The organism is Cellulomonas xiejunii (assembly GCF_024508315.1).
Taxonomy (GTDB): domain Bacteria; phylum Actinomycetota; class Actinomycetes; order Actinomycetales; family Cellulomonadaceae; genus Cellulomonas; species Cellulomonas xiejunii.
Genome location: NZ_CP101987.1, coordinates 1006758 through 1024178 on the forward strand (window position 1 = coordinate 1006758; position 17421 = coordinate 1024178).

General features: G+C 73.5%; 16 protein-coding genes. 8 read left to right on the forward strand and 8 right to left on the reverse strand.

The annotated features are described in order from the left end of the window. Window positions 1-37: 37 nt before the first annotated feature. Both NP048_RS04755 and NP048_RS04760 read right to left on the reverse strand, forming a co-directional pair. Window positions 38-904, reverse strand: a complete 867-nt coding sequence (locus NP048_RS04755; RefSeq protein ID WP_227578341.1) for an ABC transporter permease subunit — start codon at window positions 902-904, stop codon at window positions 38-40. Next, entirely contained in the window at window positions 901-1875 is a 975-nt protein-coding gene (locus NP048_RS04760) for an ABC transporter ATP-binding protein (RefSeq protein WP_227578342.1), read from the reverse strand. The genes NP048_RS04755 and NP048_RS04760 overlap by 4 nt, the downstream gene beginning before the upstream one ends. Before the next feature lie 241 nt (window positions 1876-2116). Between NP048_RS04760 and NP048_RS04765 the strand changes: the two genes are divergently transcribed. From NP048_RS04765 to NP048_RS04785, 5 genes are all read left to right on the forward strand, one after another. Continuing rightward, on the forward strand, window positions 2117-2944 hold the full coding sequence (locus tag NP048_RS04765; protein WP_227578343.1) for a Bax inhibitor-1/YccA family protein: 828 nt from the start codon (window positions 2117-2119) through the stop codon (window positions 2942-2944). A gap of 117 nt (window positions 2945-3061) precedes the next feature. Further along, window positions 3062-4468, forward strand: a complete 1407-nt coding sequence (locus NP048_RS04770; RefSeq protein ID WP_227578344.1) for a cystathionine beta-synthase — start codon at window positions 3062-3064, stop codon at window positions 4466-4468. 90 nt (window positions 4469-4558) lie between these two features. Further along, window positions 4559-5557, forward strand: a complete 999-nt coding sequence (locus NP048_RS04775) for an acetylxylan esterase (RefSeq protein ID WP_227578345.1) — start codon at window positions 4559-4561, stop codon at window positions 5555-5557. 83 nt (window positions 5558-5640) lie between these two features. Then, window positions 5641-6045: an FKBP-type peptidyl-prolyl cis-trans isomerase gene (locus NP048_RS04780; protein ID WP_227578346.1), complete on the forward strand. Its 405-nt coding sequence runs from the start codon at window positions 5641-5643 to the stop codon at window positions 6043-6045. 156 nt (window positions 6046-6201) lie between these two features. Beyond that, window positions 6202-7143 carry a transglutaminase-like domain-containing protein gene (locus tag NP048_RS04785; RefSeq protein ID WP_227578347.1) on the forward strand — a complete coding sequence of 314 codons (942 nt, stop codon included), beginning with the start codon at window positions 6202-6204 and terminating at the stop codon, window positions 7141-7143. A 9-nt stretch (window positions 7144-7152) separates the two neighbouring features. Here NP048_RS04785 and NP048_RS04790 read toward each other — a convergent pair whose 3' ends face one another. Next, window positions 7153-7869: an aspartate/glutamate racemase family protein gene (locus NP048_RS04790; RefSeq protein WP_227578348.1), complete on the reverse strand. Its 717-nt coding sequence runs from the start codon at window positions 7867-7869 to the stop codon at window positions 7153-7155. A 147-nt stretch (window positions 7870-8016) separates the two neighbouring features. Between NP048_RS04790 and NP048_RS04795 the strand changes: the two genes are divergently transcribed. Both NP048_RS04795 and NP048_RS04800 read left to right on the forward strand, forming a co-directional pair. After that, window positions 8017-9972: a purple acid phosphatase family protein gene (locus NP048_RS04795; protein WP_227578349.1), complete on the forward strand. Its 1956-nt coding sequence runs from the start codon at window positions 8017-8019 to the stop codon at window positions 9970-9972. A 91-nt stretch (window positions 9973-10063) separates the two neighbouring features. Next, window positions 10064-11158, forward strand: a complete 1095-nt coding sequence (locus NP048_RS04800) for a WxL protein peptidoglycan domain-containing protein (RefSeq protein WP_227578350.1) — start codon at window positions 10064-10066, stop codon at window positions 11156-11158. 77 nt (window positions 11159-11235) lie between these two features. Here the strand turns inward: NP048_RS04800 and NP048_RS04805 are convergent, their stop codons facing one another. The 4 genes from NP048_RS04805 to NP048_RS04820 all read right to left on the reverse strand — a co-directional run bounded on the left by NP048_RS04805 (window position 11236) and on the right by NP048_RS04820 (window position 15153). After that, a complete protein-coding gene (locus NP048_RS04805; protein ID WP_227578351.1) occupies window positions 11236-12510 on the reverse strand; it encodes an FAD-binding protein in 1275 nt (424 codons plus the stop codon). Window positions 12511-12534: 24 nt separating this feature from the next. Further along, a complete protein-coding gene (locus tag NP048_RS04810; RefSeq protein WP_227578503.1) occupies window positions 12535-13278 on the reverse strand; it encodes a CPBP family glutamic-type intramembrane protease in 744 nt (247 codons plus the stop codon). Between the two features lie 179 nt (window positions 13279-13457). Next, window positions 13458-14504, reverse strand: coding sequence for a DUF2776 family protein (locus NP048_RS04815; protein WP_227578352.1), 1047 nt, complete (start codon window positions 14502-14504; stop codon window positions 13458-13460). Window positions 14505-14664: 160 nt separating this feature from the next. After that, a complete protein-coding gene (locus NP048_RS04820) occupies window positions 14665-15153 on the reverse strand; it encodes an SMI1/KNR4 family protein (RefSeq protein ID WP_227578353.1) in 489 nt (162 codons plus the stop codon). A gap of 153 nt (window positions 15154-15306) precedes the next feature. Between NP048_RS04820 and NP048_RS04825 the strand changes: the two genes are divergently transcribed. Further along, window positions 15307-15732, forward strand: coding sequence for a hypothetical protein (locus NP048_RS04825; protein WP_227578355.1), 426 nt, complete (start codon window positions 15307-15309; stop codon window positions 15730-15732). Here the strand turns inward: NP048_RS04825 and NP048_RS04830 are convergent. Then, window positions 15729-17297 (reverse strand): ATP-dependent DNA ligase, encoded by a 1569-nt coding sequence (locus NP048_RS04830; RefSeq protein ID WP_227578356.1) that lies wholly within the window; start codon window positions 17295-17297, stop codon window positions 15729-15731. The two genes, NP048_RS04825 and NP048_RS04830, sit on opposite strands and share 4 nt — an antisense overlap. Window positions 17298-17421 lie beyond the last annotated feature (124 nt).

Genomic DNA, 17421 nt, shown 5'->3' on the forward strand with positions numbered 1-17421 from the left:
AGGGCGGTGGTGCGCCGCGTCGGTTCGCGCGGACCTCTCAGACGTCGCGCGTGCGCAGCCGCACTGCGGCCGCGAGCAGGATGACGGCGACCCAGCCGACCAGGACCGCGTACCCGGCCCACGGGCTCAGGCTGACGGCCACGGTGGCCATGCTGTCGGTCATGTCGAGCATCTCCTGCGGCGTTGCCACACGGACGCCGGCGGACGACGGCAGGAAGGGCCGCACGTACTCCAGCGCCTTCCACGGGATCAGGTTGAGGACGCTCTCGATGATGAGCACGAAGCCGATCGTGGTCGCGATGGCCGCCGCCGAGTTGCGCAGCAGTGCCCCGACCGCGAACCCGAGCAGCGCGAGCGTCATGATGTACAGCGGCGTTCCGACGACGACGCGCAGCATCTCGGGGTCCGCCCAGTCGGGACGCATGGCGGGCTCGAGAGCCCCCGCGAGCAGCAGCGACAGCGCGGTGCCGACCGCCGCGGTCGCGAACGACACGAGCGCGACGACGAGGCCCTTGGCCCACAGCACGGGCAGCCTGCGGGGCACGGCCGCGAAGGTCGAGCGCACCTGTCCGGTGGTGTACTCACCCGTCACGGTGAGTGCCGCGAGCACGATGAGGACGAGCGAGCCGAAGATCTGCCCCGGTCCCAGGAGCATGTAGACGATCCCGGCGCTGCCGTCGGCGCCCGGGTAGGTCCCCTCGGGAGCGAGGCTGAACGAGAACGCCATCGCCCAGGCCAGCAGCACCAGCACGGCGACCGTCAGGGCGACGGTCCAGTACGTCGAGCGCAGGGTCCAGAGCTTGATCCACTCGGACCGCAGCACGTGCCACGGCGTGACACGCGCGGCGGTCGGAACGGACGCCGACGGCGCGGACGCGGTGCGGGGGGTGGTCGCGGTGCTCATCGGTGCGCCTCCGTGCTGGTCGGGCCGGTCGTCCCGGCGGCGGTGGGGATCGACGCGGCGTCGTCCGGGACACCGGAGTGGTACTCGACCGAGTCGGCCGTCAGGGACATGTAGGCCTGCTCGAGCGAGCCGCTGACCGGCGTGAGCTCGTGCAGCACGAAGTTCGAGGCGGCGGCGAGCTCCCCGATCTCTTCCGCGGTGGGGCCGTGCACCTCCAGCAGCCCGGGCTCGAGCGCGTCGATCGTGGCGCGCGGGCCGGACAGGGCCGCCGCGAGCTCGCTCGCGTGCGGGCTGCGGACGCGCACCGTCGTGGTGGTGGCGCGCGACACGACCTCGTCCACCGGGCCCTGGGCGACGATCCGCCCGCGCCCGATGACCAGCAGGTCGTCGGCCGTCACCGCGACCTCGCTCATCAGGTGCGAGGACAGGAAGACCGTGCGCCCCTCGGAGGCCAGGTGCTTGGCCAGGCCGCGCACCCACGCGACGCCCTCGGGGTCGAGGCCGTTGACGGGCTCGTCGAGGATCAGCGTGTGGGGGTCACCGAGCAGCGCGGCGGCGATGCCCAGGCGCTGACCCATGCCGAGCGAGAAGCCCTTGACGCGCTTCTTCGCCACGGCACCCAGCCCGGCGAGCTCGATCACCTGGTCGACGCGCTTGTCGCCGATGCCGTGCGTCGCGGCGAGCGCCCGCAGGTGCTGACGCGCCGAGCGTCCGGGGTGGACGGCCTTCGCCTCGAGGAGCGCGCCCACCTCGGTCAGCGGGGAGCGCAGCTTCGCGTAGGGCTGGCCCTGCACCGTCACGGTGCCGGCGGTCGGGTGGTCGAGGCCGACGATCATGCGCATCGTCGTCGACTTGCCCGCGCCGTTGGGCCCGAGGAAGCCGGTCACGCGTCCCGGCCGCACCGTGAAGTCGACGCCGTCGACCGCGGTCTTGCTGCCGTACCTCTTGGTCAGTCCGTGCGCCTCGATCATCGGGTCCCCTGGGTTCGCGTCGTGGTTCGCGTCGCTGTGCTCACGCCGACGACGCTATTCCTCCGCGAGGTCGCGCGGCACCGTCCCGCGACCGATCCTGCGTCAGGGGGATCATCCGGAAGAACGAGACCCGGGCAGGGGCCGACCGGGGTAGTCCCCGGTGGGGAACGTCCGGGGCACCCACTACGTTGTGCAGGACGTCGACATGATCTCCCGGCCGGCCACGACCCAGAGGTGCCGCATGACCAACCCCGTCTTCAACAACAGTCCCGTCTTCGGTGACCCGCGCCAGCAGCGCCGCGGCGGTCAGCAGACCGCCACCCAGGGCCCCGCGTGGGGCACGCCCGGCGCGCAGGTCGCGGACGCCGCGACGCTCGAGCAGATGTACGACGCGCCCCCCGCGACGACGCGCGAGACCGGACGCCTCACCTACGACGACGTCATCGTCAAGACCGGCGGGCTCCTCGCGCTGCTCGTCGTCGTGGCCGCCGCCACGTGGGTGGTCGCGCCCGGCCTGTGGATCGTGGGCGCGATCGTCGGCCTGGTGCTCGGCCTGGTCAACGCGTTCAAGAAGAACCCGAGCCCGGTGCTCATCACGCTCTACACGGTCGCGCAGGGCGTCTTCGTCGGTGGGATCAGCGCGTACTACGAGGCCGCGTTCAACGGCCTCGTGGGGCAGGCCGTGCTGGCGACGCTCTCGGTGTTCGCGGTCTCGCTGTTCCTGTTCCGCTCCGGCAAGGTCCGCGTCACGCCGAAGTTCCAGCGCGCCGTGCTCATCGGGATGGCCGGGTACCTCCTGTACTCGCTGGTCAACTTCGGTCTCGTGCTCTTCGGTGTCGGCGAGGGCTACGGCCCGCTGCGCTCCGGCTTCCTGGGCGTCGTCGTCGGTCTCGTGGCCGTCGGTCTGGCCGCGGCCAGCCTGATCATGGACTTCGACTCGATCAAGCGCGGCGTGGACCAGGGCGTGCCCGCGAAGTTCGCGTGGTCGGCCGCGTTCGGCCTCATCGTGACGCTCGTGTGGCTGTACCTCGAGCTGCTGCGGCTGCTCGCCATCCTGCGCGGCGACTGACCGCTCCTTGCACGACTCGACGCCCCGTCGGCCACTCGGCCGGCGGGGCGTCCGTCGTCCGGCGGGGCTGCACGGGCATGCACGGGGCGGCGGCGGGGCGGATGAGAGGATCGACGCGTGAAGTACGCCCAGCACGTCTCCGAGCTCGTCGGCGGCACCCCGCTCGTCCGGCTCACGTCCGTCACCGCCGGCCTGACCGCGACGATCCTCGCCAAGGTCGAGTACCTCAACCCCGGTGGGTCCGTGAAGGACCGCATCGCGCTGCGCATGATCGAGGCCGCCGAGGCGTCGGGTGAGCTGCAGCCGGGCGGCACCATCGTCGAGCCGACGTCCGGCAACACCGGGGTCGGGCTCGCGCTGGTCGCGCAGCGCAAGGGGTACCGCTGCATCTTCGTGTGCCCGGACAAGGTGAGCCAGGACAAGCGGGACGTGCTGCGCGCGTACGGCGCCGAGGTCGTCGTCACCCCGACGGCCGTGCCGCCCGACCACCCGGACTCGTACTACTCCGTCTCGGACCGCATCACGCGCGAGACCCCCGGCGCGTGGAAGCCCAACCAGTACGCCAACGTCCACGGCCCGGCCAGCCACTACGCGAGCACGGGCCCGGAGATCTGGGCGGACACGGACGGGCGCATCACGCACCTCGTCACGGGTGTGGGCACGGGCGGCACCATCACGGGCACGGGGCGCTACCTGCACGACGCGTCGGCGGACCGCCGGGCCGCGGACGGCGGACGCGTGGTCGTCGTCGGCGCGGACCCGGCCGGCTCGGTGTACTCCGGGGGCGACGGGCGCCCGTACCTCGTCGAGGGCGTCGGTGAGGACTTCTGGCCGACGGCGTACGACCCGGCGGTCCCCGACGAGATCATCGCGGTCTCGGACGCCGACTCGTTCGCCATGACGCGCCGGCTGGCGCGCGAGGAGGGCCTGCTGGTCGGCGGCTCGTGCGGCATGGCGGTCGAGGCGACGCTGCGTCACGCGCGGGCGCTGCAGGACGCCGACCCGGCGGCGGCGGCGCGTGCGGTCTACGTCGTGATCCTGCCCGACGGCGGTCGCGGGTACCTGTCGAAGATCTTCAATGACTCCTGGATGCGGTCGTACGGGTTCCTCGCCGGTGGCCAGGGCGCGACGGTCGCCGACGTGCTGCGGACCAAGGGCGGCGACCTGCCCGCCCTGGTGCACACGCACCCCACCGAGACGGTCCGCGACGCCATCGAGATCCTGCGCGAGTACGGCGTCTCGCAGATGCCCGTGGTCGGTGCCGAGCCGCCCGTGATGATCGGTGAGGTCGCGGGCTCGGTGAGCGAGCGCGAGCTGCTCGATGCGGTGTTCTCCGGTGCCGCGTCGCTCGCGGACCGGGTCGACGCGCACATGTCCGCGCCCCTGCCGCTGATCGGGTCGGGCGAGGCGGTCGACTCGGCCCGCGCCGCGCTCGAGAAGGCGGACGCGCTCATGGTCGTCGACGACGGGCGGCCCGTCGGCGTCCTGACACGCCACGACCTGCTGGGGTTCCTCACGCGCTGATGCGCGGGCCGTGCCGGTCCCGTAGGAGGCGTCCGCGCGCGGGTTAGCATCGGCCGACCCCTGGGACGTACCCGCAAAGGACCCACCGCGATGGCGCTGTTCGACCTGCCCCTGCCCGAGCTCGAGCGCTACCTGCCGGAGCTCGACGAACCCGCGGACCTCGACGAGTTCTGGGCCGCCACGCTCGCGGAGACGCGCGCGTTCGACCTCGACGTGCGCCGTGAGCCGTACGACGCGGGCCTGACGCTCGTCGACGTCGAGGACGTGACGTTCGCCGGGTTCGGTGGGCACCCGATCAAGGCGTGGGTCACGCGGCCCGCGGGGTCGGCCACGGACGGGTCGTCGCTGCCGGCGGTCGTGGAGTTCATCGGGTACGGCGGCGGCCGCGGGCGCCCGCACGAGCGCCTCGCGTGGGCCGCGGCCGGGTACGTGCACCTGCTGATGGACACCCGCGGCCAGGGCTCGCGGTGGGGGAGCGGCGGCGACACGCCAGACCCGGTCGGGTCGGGGCCGCAGACGCCGGGCTTCCTGACGCGCGGGATCCTCGACCCCGCCGAGCACTACTACCGGCGGGTCTACACCGACGGCGTCCGTGCGGTCGAGGCCGTGCGGTCCCTGCCCGGGGTCGACCCGGCGCGCGTCACGGTGACCGGCGGCAGCCAGGGCGGCGGCATGACGCTCGCCGTCGCGGGGCTGACCGACGGCCTCGCGGCGGCCATGCCCGACGTGCCCTTCCTGTGCCACGTCCAGCGCGCGATCGCCCTGACCGACGCCGACCCGTACCACGAGCTCGTCACCTACCTGTCGGTGCACCGCGACCACAAGGCCGCCGCGCTGCGGACGCTGTCGTACCTCGACGGCGTGCACCTCGCGCGCCGTGCCACGGCGCCCACGCTGTTCTCGGTCGCGCTGCGCGACCCGATCTGCCCGCCGTCCACCGTCTTCGCGGCGTACAACCACTACGGCACGCTCGCGGGCTCCCGCCCGGAGCGTGCCATCGAGGTGTACGAGTTCAACGAGCACGAGGGCGGCGGGGCCTTCCAGCTCGAGGCGCAGCTGCGCTGGCTCGCGGGGGTCCTCGGGCGCTGAGCGTCGCCGGGTGCCCGTGCGGCGAGGGCCCGGTGGGCAGGGCAGGATGGTCGGGCACTGTCATCCATCGAAGGAGAACCGCCATGGCCGCAGCGCTGCCCGAGGTCTCGGGCGCACCCGGCACCAAGCCCACGCTCACGTTCCCGGACTCCGCGCCGTCGGAGGAGCTCGAGGTCGTCGTGCTCAGCCGCGGCGACGGCGCGCTCGTCGAGGCGGGGCAGGACATCGAGGTGCACTACCTGGGACAGGCGTGGCAGGGAGGCGTCTTCGACAACTCGTTCGACCGTGGCTCGTCGATCAGCTTCCCGATCGGCGTCGGCGCCGTCATCGCCGGCTGGGACGAGGGCCTCGTGGGCCAGCAGGTCGGCTCGCGCGTGCTGCTGTCGATCCCGTCGCACCTCGCCTACGGCGACCGCGGCGTGCCGCAGGCCGGCATCAAGGGCGGGGACACCCTCGTGTTCGTGGTGGACATCGTCGGCGTGAGCTGACGACGTCCCACCGTGCGCCGCCGGTCGCCCCGACGAGGGCACCGGCGGCGCTCGCACGTCGGGACCCGCCCGGTCCCGTCCGCCCCGACGAGTCCGGCAGCGACGGGGTGTCTACCCTCATGGGAGCCCGACGCGGGACCCGGGACGGAGGCGGCGATGCCGGACGGCGTGCAGGACGCGACGGGCAGCCCTGCGGAGTGGGCGCGGCACTCGCCCTACAGCGACCCCGGCCGGCACGCCGCGGTGCTCGCCGCACTGGGCACCGACCCGGCTGACGTGCAGGCCGCGGCGACGGGGCTGATCGCGCACTACCGGGCCGAGGCGGACACGCTCGACGCCGACCGGCTGCCGACGGTCGACCTGCGGTGGTTGGACGCGATCCTCACGGCCGGCTTCGCGCTGTCGCCCGCCCCGCTGGCGGGCCGCCCGGCCACCGCCCGTCTCGCGGGGTGCTGCCGGGACCACACGCTGCTCGGCGTGGGCCTGCTGCGCGAGCACGGCATCCCCGCGCGGTCCCGCATCGGGTTCGCCCGGTACTTCACCCCGGGCTTCGCGCACGACCACGTCGTCGTCGAGCGCTGGGACGGCCGGCGCTGGGTGCGCGCCGACCCCGAGCTCGACGCGGCGTTCGGTGCCGCGCCTCCGGCCGGGGAGCCGTTCGACCCGTTCGACCTGCCGACGGGGCTGGACGCACCGTTCGCGACCGCCGCGGAGCTGTGGCTCGCGCACCGCCGCGACGGGCTGGACCTCGGTGCGTACGGTGTCGCGCGCGAGCTGCCGGAGCTGTGCGGACCGGACTTCGTGCGGGGGAACGTGCTGCTCGAGCTCGCGCACCGTCGCCGCGACGAGCTGCTGCTGTGGGACGTGTGGGGCGCGGAGCTGCACGAGGCGCCCGAGGACGTCGCCGTGCTCGCGGACGAGGTCGCCGACCTGCTGGTCCGGGCGGACGCCGGTGACGCCGGCGCCGAGACCGAGCTCGGCCGCCGCTACGACGCCGACCCGCGGCTGCACCCGGGGCGACGCGTCCGCACGCTCTCGCCCCTGGGCCGCGACGGCTGGACGGACCTCACGACGCGCGTGACGTCCTGGGACGTCTGACGGCGCCGGTCAGGCCCCGGGCGTCACCGGTGGCGTCGGGCCGCCGAGCGCGAACCGGGCGGCGGCCAGCGCGTGCACGCGGGCGGACTCGATGAGCGGCACCGGGCCGGGCCCGGTCAGCGCCAGCTCGAGCTCGGTGCAGGCCAGCACCACCGCGTCGGCCCCCTGCTCCTGCAGCTGCGCGGCGGCCGCGGCGAGACGGGCACGGGAGGTGTCCAGGACGTGGCCGTGCGCGAGCTCGTCGAAGATGATCCGGTCGATCTCGTCCTGCGTGGCCGCGTCCGGCACCAGCGTCGTGATGCCGTGGGTCGCGAGCCGGTCGGCGTAGAACGGCTCGGCCATCACCCAGCGCGTGCCGACGACACCCACGGTGCCCCAGCCCGCACCCGTCGCGACGTCGGCGACCGCGTCGGCGATGTGCAGGAGCGGGACGTCGAGGGCGGCCTCCACCGCGGGCGCCACCTTGTGCATGAGGTTCGTCGCGATGAGGACGGCGTCGGCGCCCGCTCCCTGCAGCCGACGGCCCGCGGCGGCGAGGAGGTCGCCCGCGCCCGCCCAGTCCTCGGCCAGCTGCAGCTCGCGCACCTGCGCGAAGTCCACGGACTCCAGCAGCAGGTGCGCGCTGTGGTGCCCGCCGAGCGCCTCGTGCACGGCCGTGTTGATGACCCGGTAGTACTCCAGCGTGGAGTACCAGCTCATGCCGCCGATCAGTCCGAGGGTGCGCACCGGTTCACCCTCGCACGTCCCGTGGGCCCGGCGGCAGGACCTCAGAGTGTTCCCACCCGTGCCCAGCCGTACACCGTCCGTACGACCGCGCGTCGCCTCGGCCCGACACCGTTCGGGGCGTCATCTTCCGACGCAAGGAGACGCTCGATGCGAACGCCACTCCCGTCCCGCCCTCGTGCAGCCGGGCCCCTGCGGCACCGGCTCACCGCTGCTCTGGCCTGCGGTGCTGTCGTCGCCGGCGGAGCGCTGGCCACCGCCACCCCCGTCGCTGCCGACACCGGCACGGCGACGGACCGGCTGATCCTCACCCCGACCGACCAGGCGACCACGTCGCAGTTCGTCACGTGGCGCAGCACGTCCAGCGCGCCGGCGGCCGTCGAGTACCGACGCACCGGCGGCACCGCAGCGACGGTCGCCGCGACCGTCACCGACACCATCGGCGAGCACACGCACCTCTCGGCCACCCTGACGGGGCTGGCGGCGGGGACGCGGTACGAGTACCGCGTCGGGCAGGGGGGCGACTGGACGCCCTGGCGCACGTTCCGCACCGCGTCCGACGCGGCCGAGCCGTTCTCGTTCCTCTACTACGGCGACGCGCAGATCAGCCTCGACACCACGTGGCCGGCCGTCGTGCAGGCGGCGAACGCCAAGGCACCCGATGCCGTGGGCAGCGTGCACGCCGGTGACCTCATCGACACGGCGAGCAACCAGACGCAGTGGACCAACTGGTTCTCCGGCATGGGCGAGTCCGCGATGACCACCCAGGTCCTGGCCGCGCCGGGCAACCACGAGTACAGCGGCGACCAGACGATGCGGAACTGGAAGGCGAACTTCACGTACGCGCTGAACTCCCCGACGCGCGCCACGACCGATGACCTCGCGAAGCTCGCCGAGGGTGACACGCCCGCCGCGCGCCAGACGGCGGCGTACCTCGACCACTTCGAGAGGTTCGCCGGCGAGACGGTCTACTTCGTCGACTACCAGGACGTCCGGTTCATCACGCTGAACGCGACACGGAACTCCGGCTTCCTCACCCCGTCCGACCTGCCCGCCTGCAGCGAGGGCTGCCCCGACGCCGGGAAGCTGTGGATCGACTTCCAGGCGGCGTGGCTCGACCACGTGCTGGCGACCAACCCGAACACGTGGGCGGTCGCGACGTTCCACCAGCCGGTCTACAGCGTGTCCAGCGGGCGTGACGAGCCCCTGCTGCGCGCCGCGTGGGTGCCGGTGTTCGAGAAGCACGACATCGACCTCGTCCTGCAGGGCCACGACCACACGTACGCCCGCGGCTACAAGGACACGACCGCGACCGGCACGCCTGGCGTCACGAGCGGCCCGGTGTACGCGGTCGCGAACTCGGGCGGCAAGTACTACACGCTCGCGCCCGAGGGCGAGAACGTGTGGACGCGCAACGGCGCCACGCAGGTCAAGCGGGGGGCGGACGTCTCGACGTACCAGGTGGTGACCGTCGACGGCGGCACGCTGCGCTACGAGTCGTACGTCGCGGCCCTCAACGGCGCCGCCCCCGAGAGGGTCGGCGACCTGTACGACGCCTTCACGATCACCAAGGACGCGCGCGGAAAGCGCGTGGTCGAGGACGGCGTCGAGGTCCCGGCCGGCGACGCGCAGCAGCTCGCCGTGACGGTGCCTGAGCAGGCCGGTGAGCCGGGCGAGTTCGTCTGGGCCGTCGACGGCAGCAACGACCTGGTCGACCTGGGCGTGGCTGAGCAGGCGGGCGACCACCTGCGGGCGGCAGGTGCGCTCAACCCGGTGCGCGTCACGGACACGCGGCGCGACGCGCCGGCGTGGTCCCTGTCGGGCCAGGTCAGCGACTTCGTGGCCGGCGACCGGGTCGTCGACGGCAAGCACCTGGGGTGGGCGCCGTCGGCGACCGAGAACACCGGCGGCGCGACGCCCGGTGCGGCTGTGGCCTCCGGGTTCGTCTCCGGCGACGGCCTCGCGGAGCCGGCGGTCCTGGGGTCCGCCGCCGCGGGGCACGAGCGCGGCAGCGTGCTGCTGGGTGCCGAGCTGGACCTGCGGCTGCCGGTCTCGGTCACCGAGGGCCGGTACTCCGCGACGCTCACGCTCACGGCGCTGAGCTGACGGACGTCGGACGGCCCCCGTCGGCTCCACCGACGGGGGCCGTCCGACAGGTCCGCCACCCCCGTCCCCACCACAGCCCAGGAGTGCTCGCATGACTCGCGCACACACGTCGCCGTCGCCCGTCCCCGGCCACCGGGCCACCGCGCTGTTCGTCGCCCTGCTCGCCACCCTGTTCGCCACCCTGGCGGGCACGGCGCTGCCCGTCGTCCTCGCGCAGCCCGCGTCGGCCGTCGCCGTCGACCCGAGCACCGACGCGACCGTCACCTGGGGCGTCCGTCCCGCCGACGCCGAGCCGCATGCCGCCGGCCGCGCCAACTTCGCCTACACGGCGGCACCGGGCGGGACGATCGAGGACGCCGTCGTCATCAGCAACCACGGCACCGCCCCGACGACGCTGCGGGTGTACGTCGCCGACGCGTTCACCACGACGCGCGGCGTGCTGGACCTGCTGCGACCGGACCAGCCGTCGACGGGTGTGGGTGCGTGGACCGACGTCGCGGCGCCCGAGGTGGTGGTCCCGGCGGGCGCGAGCGTCACGGTGCCGTTCACGCTGCGCGTCCCGGACGACGCCGAGCCGGGCGACCACGCCGGCGGCGTCGTGACGTCCCTGGCGAGCACCCGCGCCGACGGCGTGAGCGTCGACCGGCGTCTGGGCGCGCGGCTGCACCTGCGCGTCGACGGTCCGCTGGCTCCCGGTGCGGCGCTCGAGGGGCCACGCGCCGTGCACCACGGCAGCCTCGACCCGACGGCGGGCGGAGCGGTCGACGTCGAGGTCGACGTCGTCAACACCGGCAACGTCCGGGTGGGGGGTCCTGCGACCGTGACGGTGGCCGGGCCCTTCGGCTGGGGCGGGCAGGTCGTGGAGGTCGACGTCCCGGAGCTGCTGCCGGGGGAGCGGACGACCGTCGCGGTGCGCGTGGACGACGTCCGCCCGCTGCTGCGCCTGACGGCGACCGTGCGCCTCGTGCCGCACGTCGTGGTGGACGGGTCGAGGCTCGACCCGGTGACGGCGAGCGTGTCCACGGCGGCGGTGCCCAGGGCGGCTCTCGCGCTGGTCCTGCTGGTCCTCGCGGCGGTCGTGACCGGCCGGTGGCGGGCTCGCCGACGTGCCGCGGCCACGGAGCGCCGGGTCGCCGAGGCCGTGGCGGCGGCGCGTGCGCAGGCGGAGCCCACCCCGGTGGCGTGAGGGCGCAGATGCCCCTCAGCGGGCCGTGGCGGGCACGGAGTCCCAGGCGAGGGGTGGCGCGGGACCCGCGCCGCGGCTCAGCTGCGCAGGCCGACGCGGCGCAGGAAGTCGTTGCCGAAGCGGCCCTCGGGGTCGCGCCGACCGAGCAGCGCGCGGGCGTCGTCCCACCGCGGGTACAGGTCCTGCCACGTGCGGTCCAGGCCCGGCCCGGAGAACAGCTTGCCCCAGTGCGGGCGGGCGTCGAACGGCGCGAGCGTCTCCTCGATGACCGGCAGCGCGGCGTCGACCTCGGCGCGCAGCGGCTTCCACGTGAAGTGCAGCGCCACCCGGTCCCCGCCGTGCGCGGTCGACAGCCACAGGTCGTCGCCGGCGACCGTGCGGATCTCGCTGACCAGGAGCAGCGGCGACGTGACGTGCGCGATGCCGCGCAGCGCCTCGATCGCGGCGACGGCGTGCTGACGGGGGACGAGCCACTCGGACTGCAGCTCGGCGCCGGCCGAGGGCGTGAAGTCGAGGCGGAAGTGGGGCAGGCGCTCGTGCCACGGCCCGGGGACCCCGCCCTGCTGGGTGCAGGCCTCGGGGTCGGGTCCCGGCACGGGGTGCACGGGTCCCGGCGCGGGCCGGGCCCCTGCGAGGACGTCGCCGGCCTCCGGCAGCGTCCACGCGTCACCGTCGACGCGGTGCTTGCGCCACACCTGGCCCACGGCGTCCCCGATCCAGTCGGTGAACAGGCTGACCGAGTACGCCGACGACATCAGCGCGTCGAAGCGCTCGAGCGCCGTGCGCCACGGGAGGTCGAGCCAGACCTCCTGCGCGACGTCGTACGTCGGCTGGATCGCGAGCGTCACGCGCGTCACGACGCCCAGGCCGCCCAGCGCGACGACCGAGCCGGCCAGCTCCGGGTCCTCCGGGCCCAGCGTGCGCACCTCACCGCCCGCACCGACGATCTCCAGCCCTCGCACGGCGGCCGACAGGTTGGGTGCCGTGACGCCGGAGCCGTGCGTGGCCGTCGCGACGGTCCCCGCGACGGCGATGTGCGGCAGCGACGCCATGGTGTGCAGCGCCCAGCCGGCGGCGTGCAGGTCACGCGCGAGTTCGCCGTACCGCACCCCGCCGCCGACCGTGACGGTGGCCGCGTCGGGGTCGATCACGGTGGGGACGTCGAGCCGGTCCAGGACGACGAGCGTCCCGGGGCCGTCCGCGAGGTCGTGGAACGAGTGCCGTGAGCCGAGCGCCCGCACGTGCCGGGCGTCGGCGACGAGGGCCGCGACCTCGTCGACCGTCTCGGGGTGCACGACCGGCCCGCCGCGGAACGTGTGGCTGCCGGCCCAGGTGGTCAGGGCGTCGGTCATCGGGGTCTCCTCGTCGGTGAGGTGTCAGCGCGCGGGCGCGGTGACGAAGATGTCGAACAGCTCCGGGGTGTGCGCGTGCACGAGCACCATGAACACCACCGCGTCGAAGAGCAGGTGCACGACCAGCACGTACGTCAGCGACTTCGTCAGGTTGAACGTGAAGCCCTGGATGAGCGCGAACGGGATCGTCAGCAGCGGACCCCACTCGCGGTACCCGAGCTCCCAGAGGAACGAGACGAAGACCATCGCCTGCAGCAGGTTGGCCGTCCACAGCCCGAAGTGCCGGCGCAGCAGCGCGAACACCGTGCAGATGAAGAACAGCTCGTCCCACGTGCCGACGGCGTTGACCCCGACGAACAGGCGCGCGATCTCCTGCCCCTCGACGACCGTCGGCCAGTTGCGGTACGCGCCCGACGACAGGAAGTAGAACGGCAGCACGAGGTACCCGGCGCCGACGACGAACAGCAGGTACGCCCACTGCGTGCGCGTCCACCGCCTGCCGGTGCGCCACGGGAACCGGATGACGCGGTCACCGTTGACGTGCCGCGAGAGCACGTACGGGACGATCACGGCCAGGGACAGCGCGATCGTGAACTGCACCATGCCCAGGTCGGACAGGTCCGCGGCCAGCGGGATGGTGCTGACGATGCCCATGCCCGCGGCGATGACGAGCAGGTCCCGCCCCAGCACCCGGTCGACGGCCCACGCCAGCGCGACGCCCACGACCAGGGGCACGTACGCGAGCGGCCGCACGTGCACCGCGAACATGAGGATCGCGGACCCGCAGACGAGGGCGGCGGCCACGTACCGCCACACCGTGACGGCCACGGGGGGCGGCTCGGTGTCGTCCACGGGGGTCGGCAGGGTCCCGGCTGTCTCGTCCACGCGGACACCCTGCCTCACAGGGCGCGGCCGCGCAGCGCAGCGGCACGCCGCGGCGGGCGACCTCAGGACTCCGACGTGCCCGCCTCGAGGATCGACACGATCGAGAACAGCGTGAAGCACACCGCGCCGAGCCCCACGAGGACGTGCGCCCCGACGAAGTACCCGGCCTGCCGCGTCGTCGCCTCGAAGAGGAACGCGGCGAAGAACAGGCAGGCCAGCGCGGTGCCGATGGGGATGATCGGGATGCGGTTGGCCAGCGCGAACTTCCGGCGCCAGACGAGGGCGAGCAGCACGACCTTCGACAGGATGCTGAAGCAGATCAGCCCCAGCCCGATCAGCACGGTGCCCGGCGCCAGGCGGGCCGGGTCGTCCGAGGCCAGCAGGACCCCGATGCCGACGACCACGTTGATCGTCCCCATGGCCACGACCCACCACGTCCAGCGGAACCGCTCGGCGTCGCCGAACTCGTTGCGGACCTGCCGCACGATGCTGGCGACCAGCGCGACGAGCGCCGCGCAGATCAGCGACAGGCCCGTCAGGACGTGGGCCGCCACGAGCTCGGGCGTCGTCCCCCGTGCGTAGAGCGTCGCGGCGATCACGAGCCCTGTCACGGCGAGCACGGCCGGGATGGCGATGAGCACGGCGCCGACGCCGCGCGAGTATGCACCGTCGGGCGGGCCGCTGTCCGGACTGCGGGCGCCGTTCGCCGCGATGAGGACGAACTTCGTCGACGCCGCCGCCACGGTGCTCACGCACGCGGCGATGAAGCCGATGCCGAGCATGACGTGCCCGGCCACGACGTGCTGCGCCTCGTCACCTTCGAGCACGACGATGATGCCCCAGATGACGGTGGCCGCCGCGACCGCGTACCCGAGCGCCGGCAGCAGGACCTCCCAGACCTCGCCGTAGCGGTGGATGAGCTGCCGGATGATCGTCGCCGCCGTGGTGAACAGGGCGATGCAGATCGCGGTCAGTGCGACGTTGACGTGACCTGCGACGAAGTGCGCGGCGTCGTCGCTCCCGGACAGGATGTACAGGCCGAAGGCCAGGCACACCGCTCCCATCGCCAGCGGGATCGCGCGGAACAGGATGCTGATGGTGCGGTTCATGGCGTTCCCCCCGACAGCCGAGCCGTGTCACCACCGTAGGTCCGGCCGCCGGGTTCGGCGCGACGGCCGTCCCGGAATGCCTCCTGCGGGCTACGGCAGCAGCGCGCGCACGGTGTCGATCGTGTCGGTCATCCCCTTGAACGTCGTGCAGGGAACACGATTACGGAAAGTCGGACTCTGGTACGAGGCCGTCGACGAAGGAGGCGAAGTTGGCTGCAACCGCTGTGATGCGGAAGTCGACCTCCTGGTCGACGTGCACGACACGAGGTTCTCCAGAAGCCCGGTAGTCGAGGGCGATCATGTCGTGGCCGGCGGATGGGCAGTCCGCGAAGTAGACGCCGATGTCGGGGTAGCCCCATTCCCGCACCCAGAACGCGTTGCCGAGCTCGCCGCAGAGGCTGAAAGGTGCCGTGCGCCCGATCGCGGCGATCGATGTGATGCCGACGTGGTCCGTCGCCCATGTCGTCGGCTGCTCAGTCCTGTGGGCGTTCAATGCGAGATGCCCGCCGTTGTGGACCCGGGAGAGTCTGATGTAGGCCTCGGGCAGTCGGATGCCGAGCTCCGCCTCGATCGACCGGATCAGATCGTGATCCACCGGAGGCTCGAACGGAGCGACCAATTCCCGGAAGAGCGCGTCGTCGCGAGGCACCGTACGAACCTACGTGACGTACGACCGCACGGTGTGGATCGTGTCGGCCTCCGCCGCGGTCTTGTCGTCGCGGTAGCGCAGGACGCGCGCGAAGATGACGGACTGCTCGACAGGACTGATCGTCGTCCTGTCGAAACACGTTAACGTCGGGGCGTGCCAGAGCATGTGATCGATCACGACCTCGGCGTGCTGTGGGAACCGAATGCCCCCGAAGCGGTCATCGTGTCGCAGGACGCCGTCCTCACGTTGGCACTGCGCGCGCACCCGGATGACATCGATCAACGGACCGTCGTGCTGCGCTGGTCCGGCGTCGTCTGGTGGTGCGCCGGGGCGCCCAACGACGAGGCCGTCGCGTCCCACCGGCTCTATCAGAAGGGCCTCGATCGCGTGCTGTGGTCGGGACGCGTCGAACGGAGCGAGCTCGTCGAGTCGCTCGCGCCGGGCTCCCCGCGTGCCTCCGGGTCCACGCACGACGTTGTGCTGCTCAAGGAGGAGACGGTCGAGGTCGTCGCCTGCGCGGTGGAGGTTCTGCGCGCCGACGGCACTCCGCGCGATGCCGCTCGCATCGCACTCTCCTAAGGGGTCGCGAGCTCGCGGACGGCGTCGATGGTGTCGGCCTCGGCGGCCGACTTGTCGTCGCGGTAGCGCAGCACCCGCGCGAAGCGCAGCGCGAAGCCGCCGGGGTAGCGGGTCGAGCGCTGCAGGCCGTCGAACGCGATCTCGACGACCTGCTCGGGTCGCAGCGTGACGGTCCACCCGTCGTCTGCGGCCTCGAGCTCCCGGAACCGCTCGGTCTGCCACGCGAGCATCTCGTCCGTCATCCCCTTGAACGTCTTGCCGAGCATGACGAAACCACCCGCGGAGTCTCGCGCCCCGAGGTGGATGTTCGACAGCCTCCCGGAGCGCCGCCCCGACCCGCGCTCGACGGCCAGGACGACGAGGTCGAGGGTGTGGCGCGGCTTGACCTTGACCCAGGCGGCACCGCGGCGGCCCGCCTCGTACGGCGCCTCGGTCGCCTTGACGACCACGCCCTCCTGCCCGGCGGCGACGACGGCCCGGAAGTGCTCGCTCGCGACCGTGGCGTCGGACGTGACGACGCGCTCGACGACGTGCGGCGCGGCCACCTGGTCCAGCACGGCCAGCCGCTCGCGCAGGGGCGCGTCGAGCAGGTCCCAGCCGTCGACGTGCAGGACGTCGAAGAAGTAGGGCGTGAGTGTCGCGGACGCAGCGAGGTCCGCGTCCCGGGTCGCGCTGCGGGACGCGGTCTCCTGGAACGGGCGCGGCCGTCCTTCGGCGTCGAGCGCCAGGGCCTCGCCGTCGAGGACGAGCGTGCGCGCCGGCAGCGCCCGCACGGCCGCGACGATCTCGGGGACGCGCGCGGTGACGTCGTCGAGGCTGCGGGTGTAGACCCGGACGTCATCACCGTCCCGGTGCACCTGGATGCGGATGCCGTCGAGCTTGGTGTCGACGACGACCTCGGCGGCAGGCACCGCGGTGGCGCCTGCCCGTGCCGTGAGCTCGGCGACAGCCGTCGCGACGTCGGGTGCCGACTGCGCGAGCATCGGGCGCACGGGGCGGCCGACGGTCAGCGTGAACGCGTCCAGCGTCGCGCGCGCGTCCTCGGGGGAGTCGGCGCCGAGCGCGGCGACCGCGACGGCCTCCGTCTCGCCGGCCAGCATCGCGGCGCGCCGGACCGCGTCGGCCGGCACTCCCGCCGCCTGCGCGACCGCGTCGAGCAGCAGCGCGTCGAGCGCGCCCTGGCGCAGCTCGCCGCTGACGAGCCCGCCGAGCAGCCGCTGCTCGCGCTCGGTCGCCGCGGCGAAGAGCGCACGCGCCGCCTCGAGCCGTTCCGTCGACGAGCCCGGCCCCGCGAGGCCGGCCATGTGCGCGAACGCCGCGTCGACGGCCTGCACCGTCAGCGAGGGCGCGACGGCTGGACCGGGCATGCCGCCCAGCGACCGCCAACCCAGGCCCGTGCGCCGCTGCCGCAGCTCACCGCCCAGGTACCGCGACACGATCGCCACGTCCTCGGGGCCGCCCGCGGCCGCGCGCCGCAGCACGTCGACCAGCACCGCCCGCTTGGCGAGCCGTGAGCGGGTCGCCACGAGCCGACCGGACGCGTCGGCGACGTCGTCGAACAACATGCGCCCATCCTGACCCGGCCCACCGACACCTGCCCCCGGAGCTCCCGCGCCCAGGTGCAGACAGAACTGGATTGCTCTCTCACGCCCGGGTGGGGGTGGCTGGATTGCGCTCTCACGCCCGGGT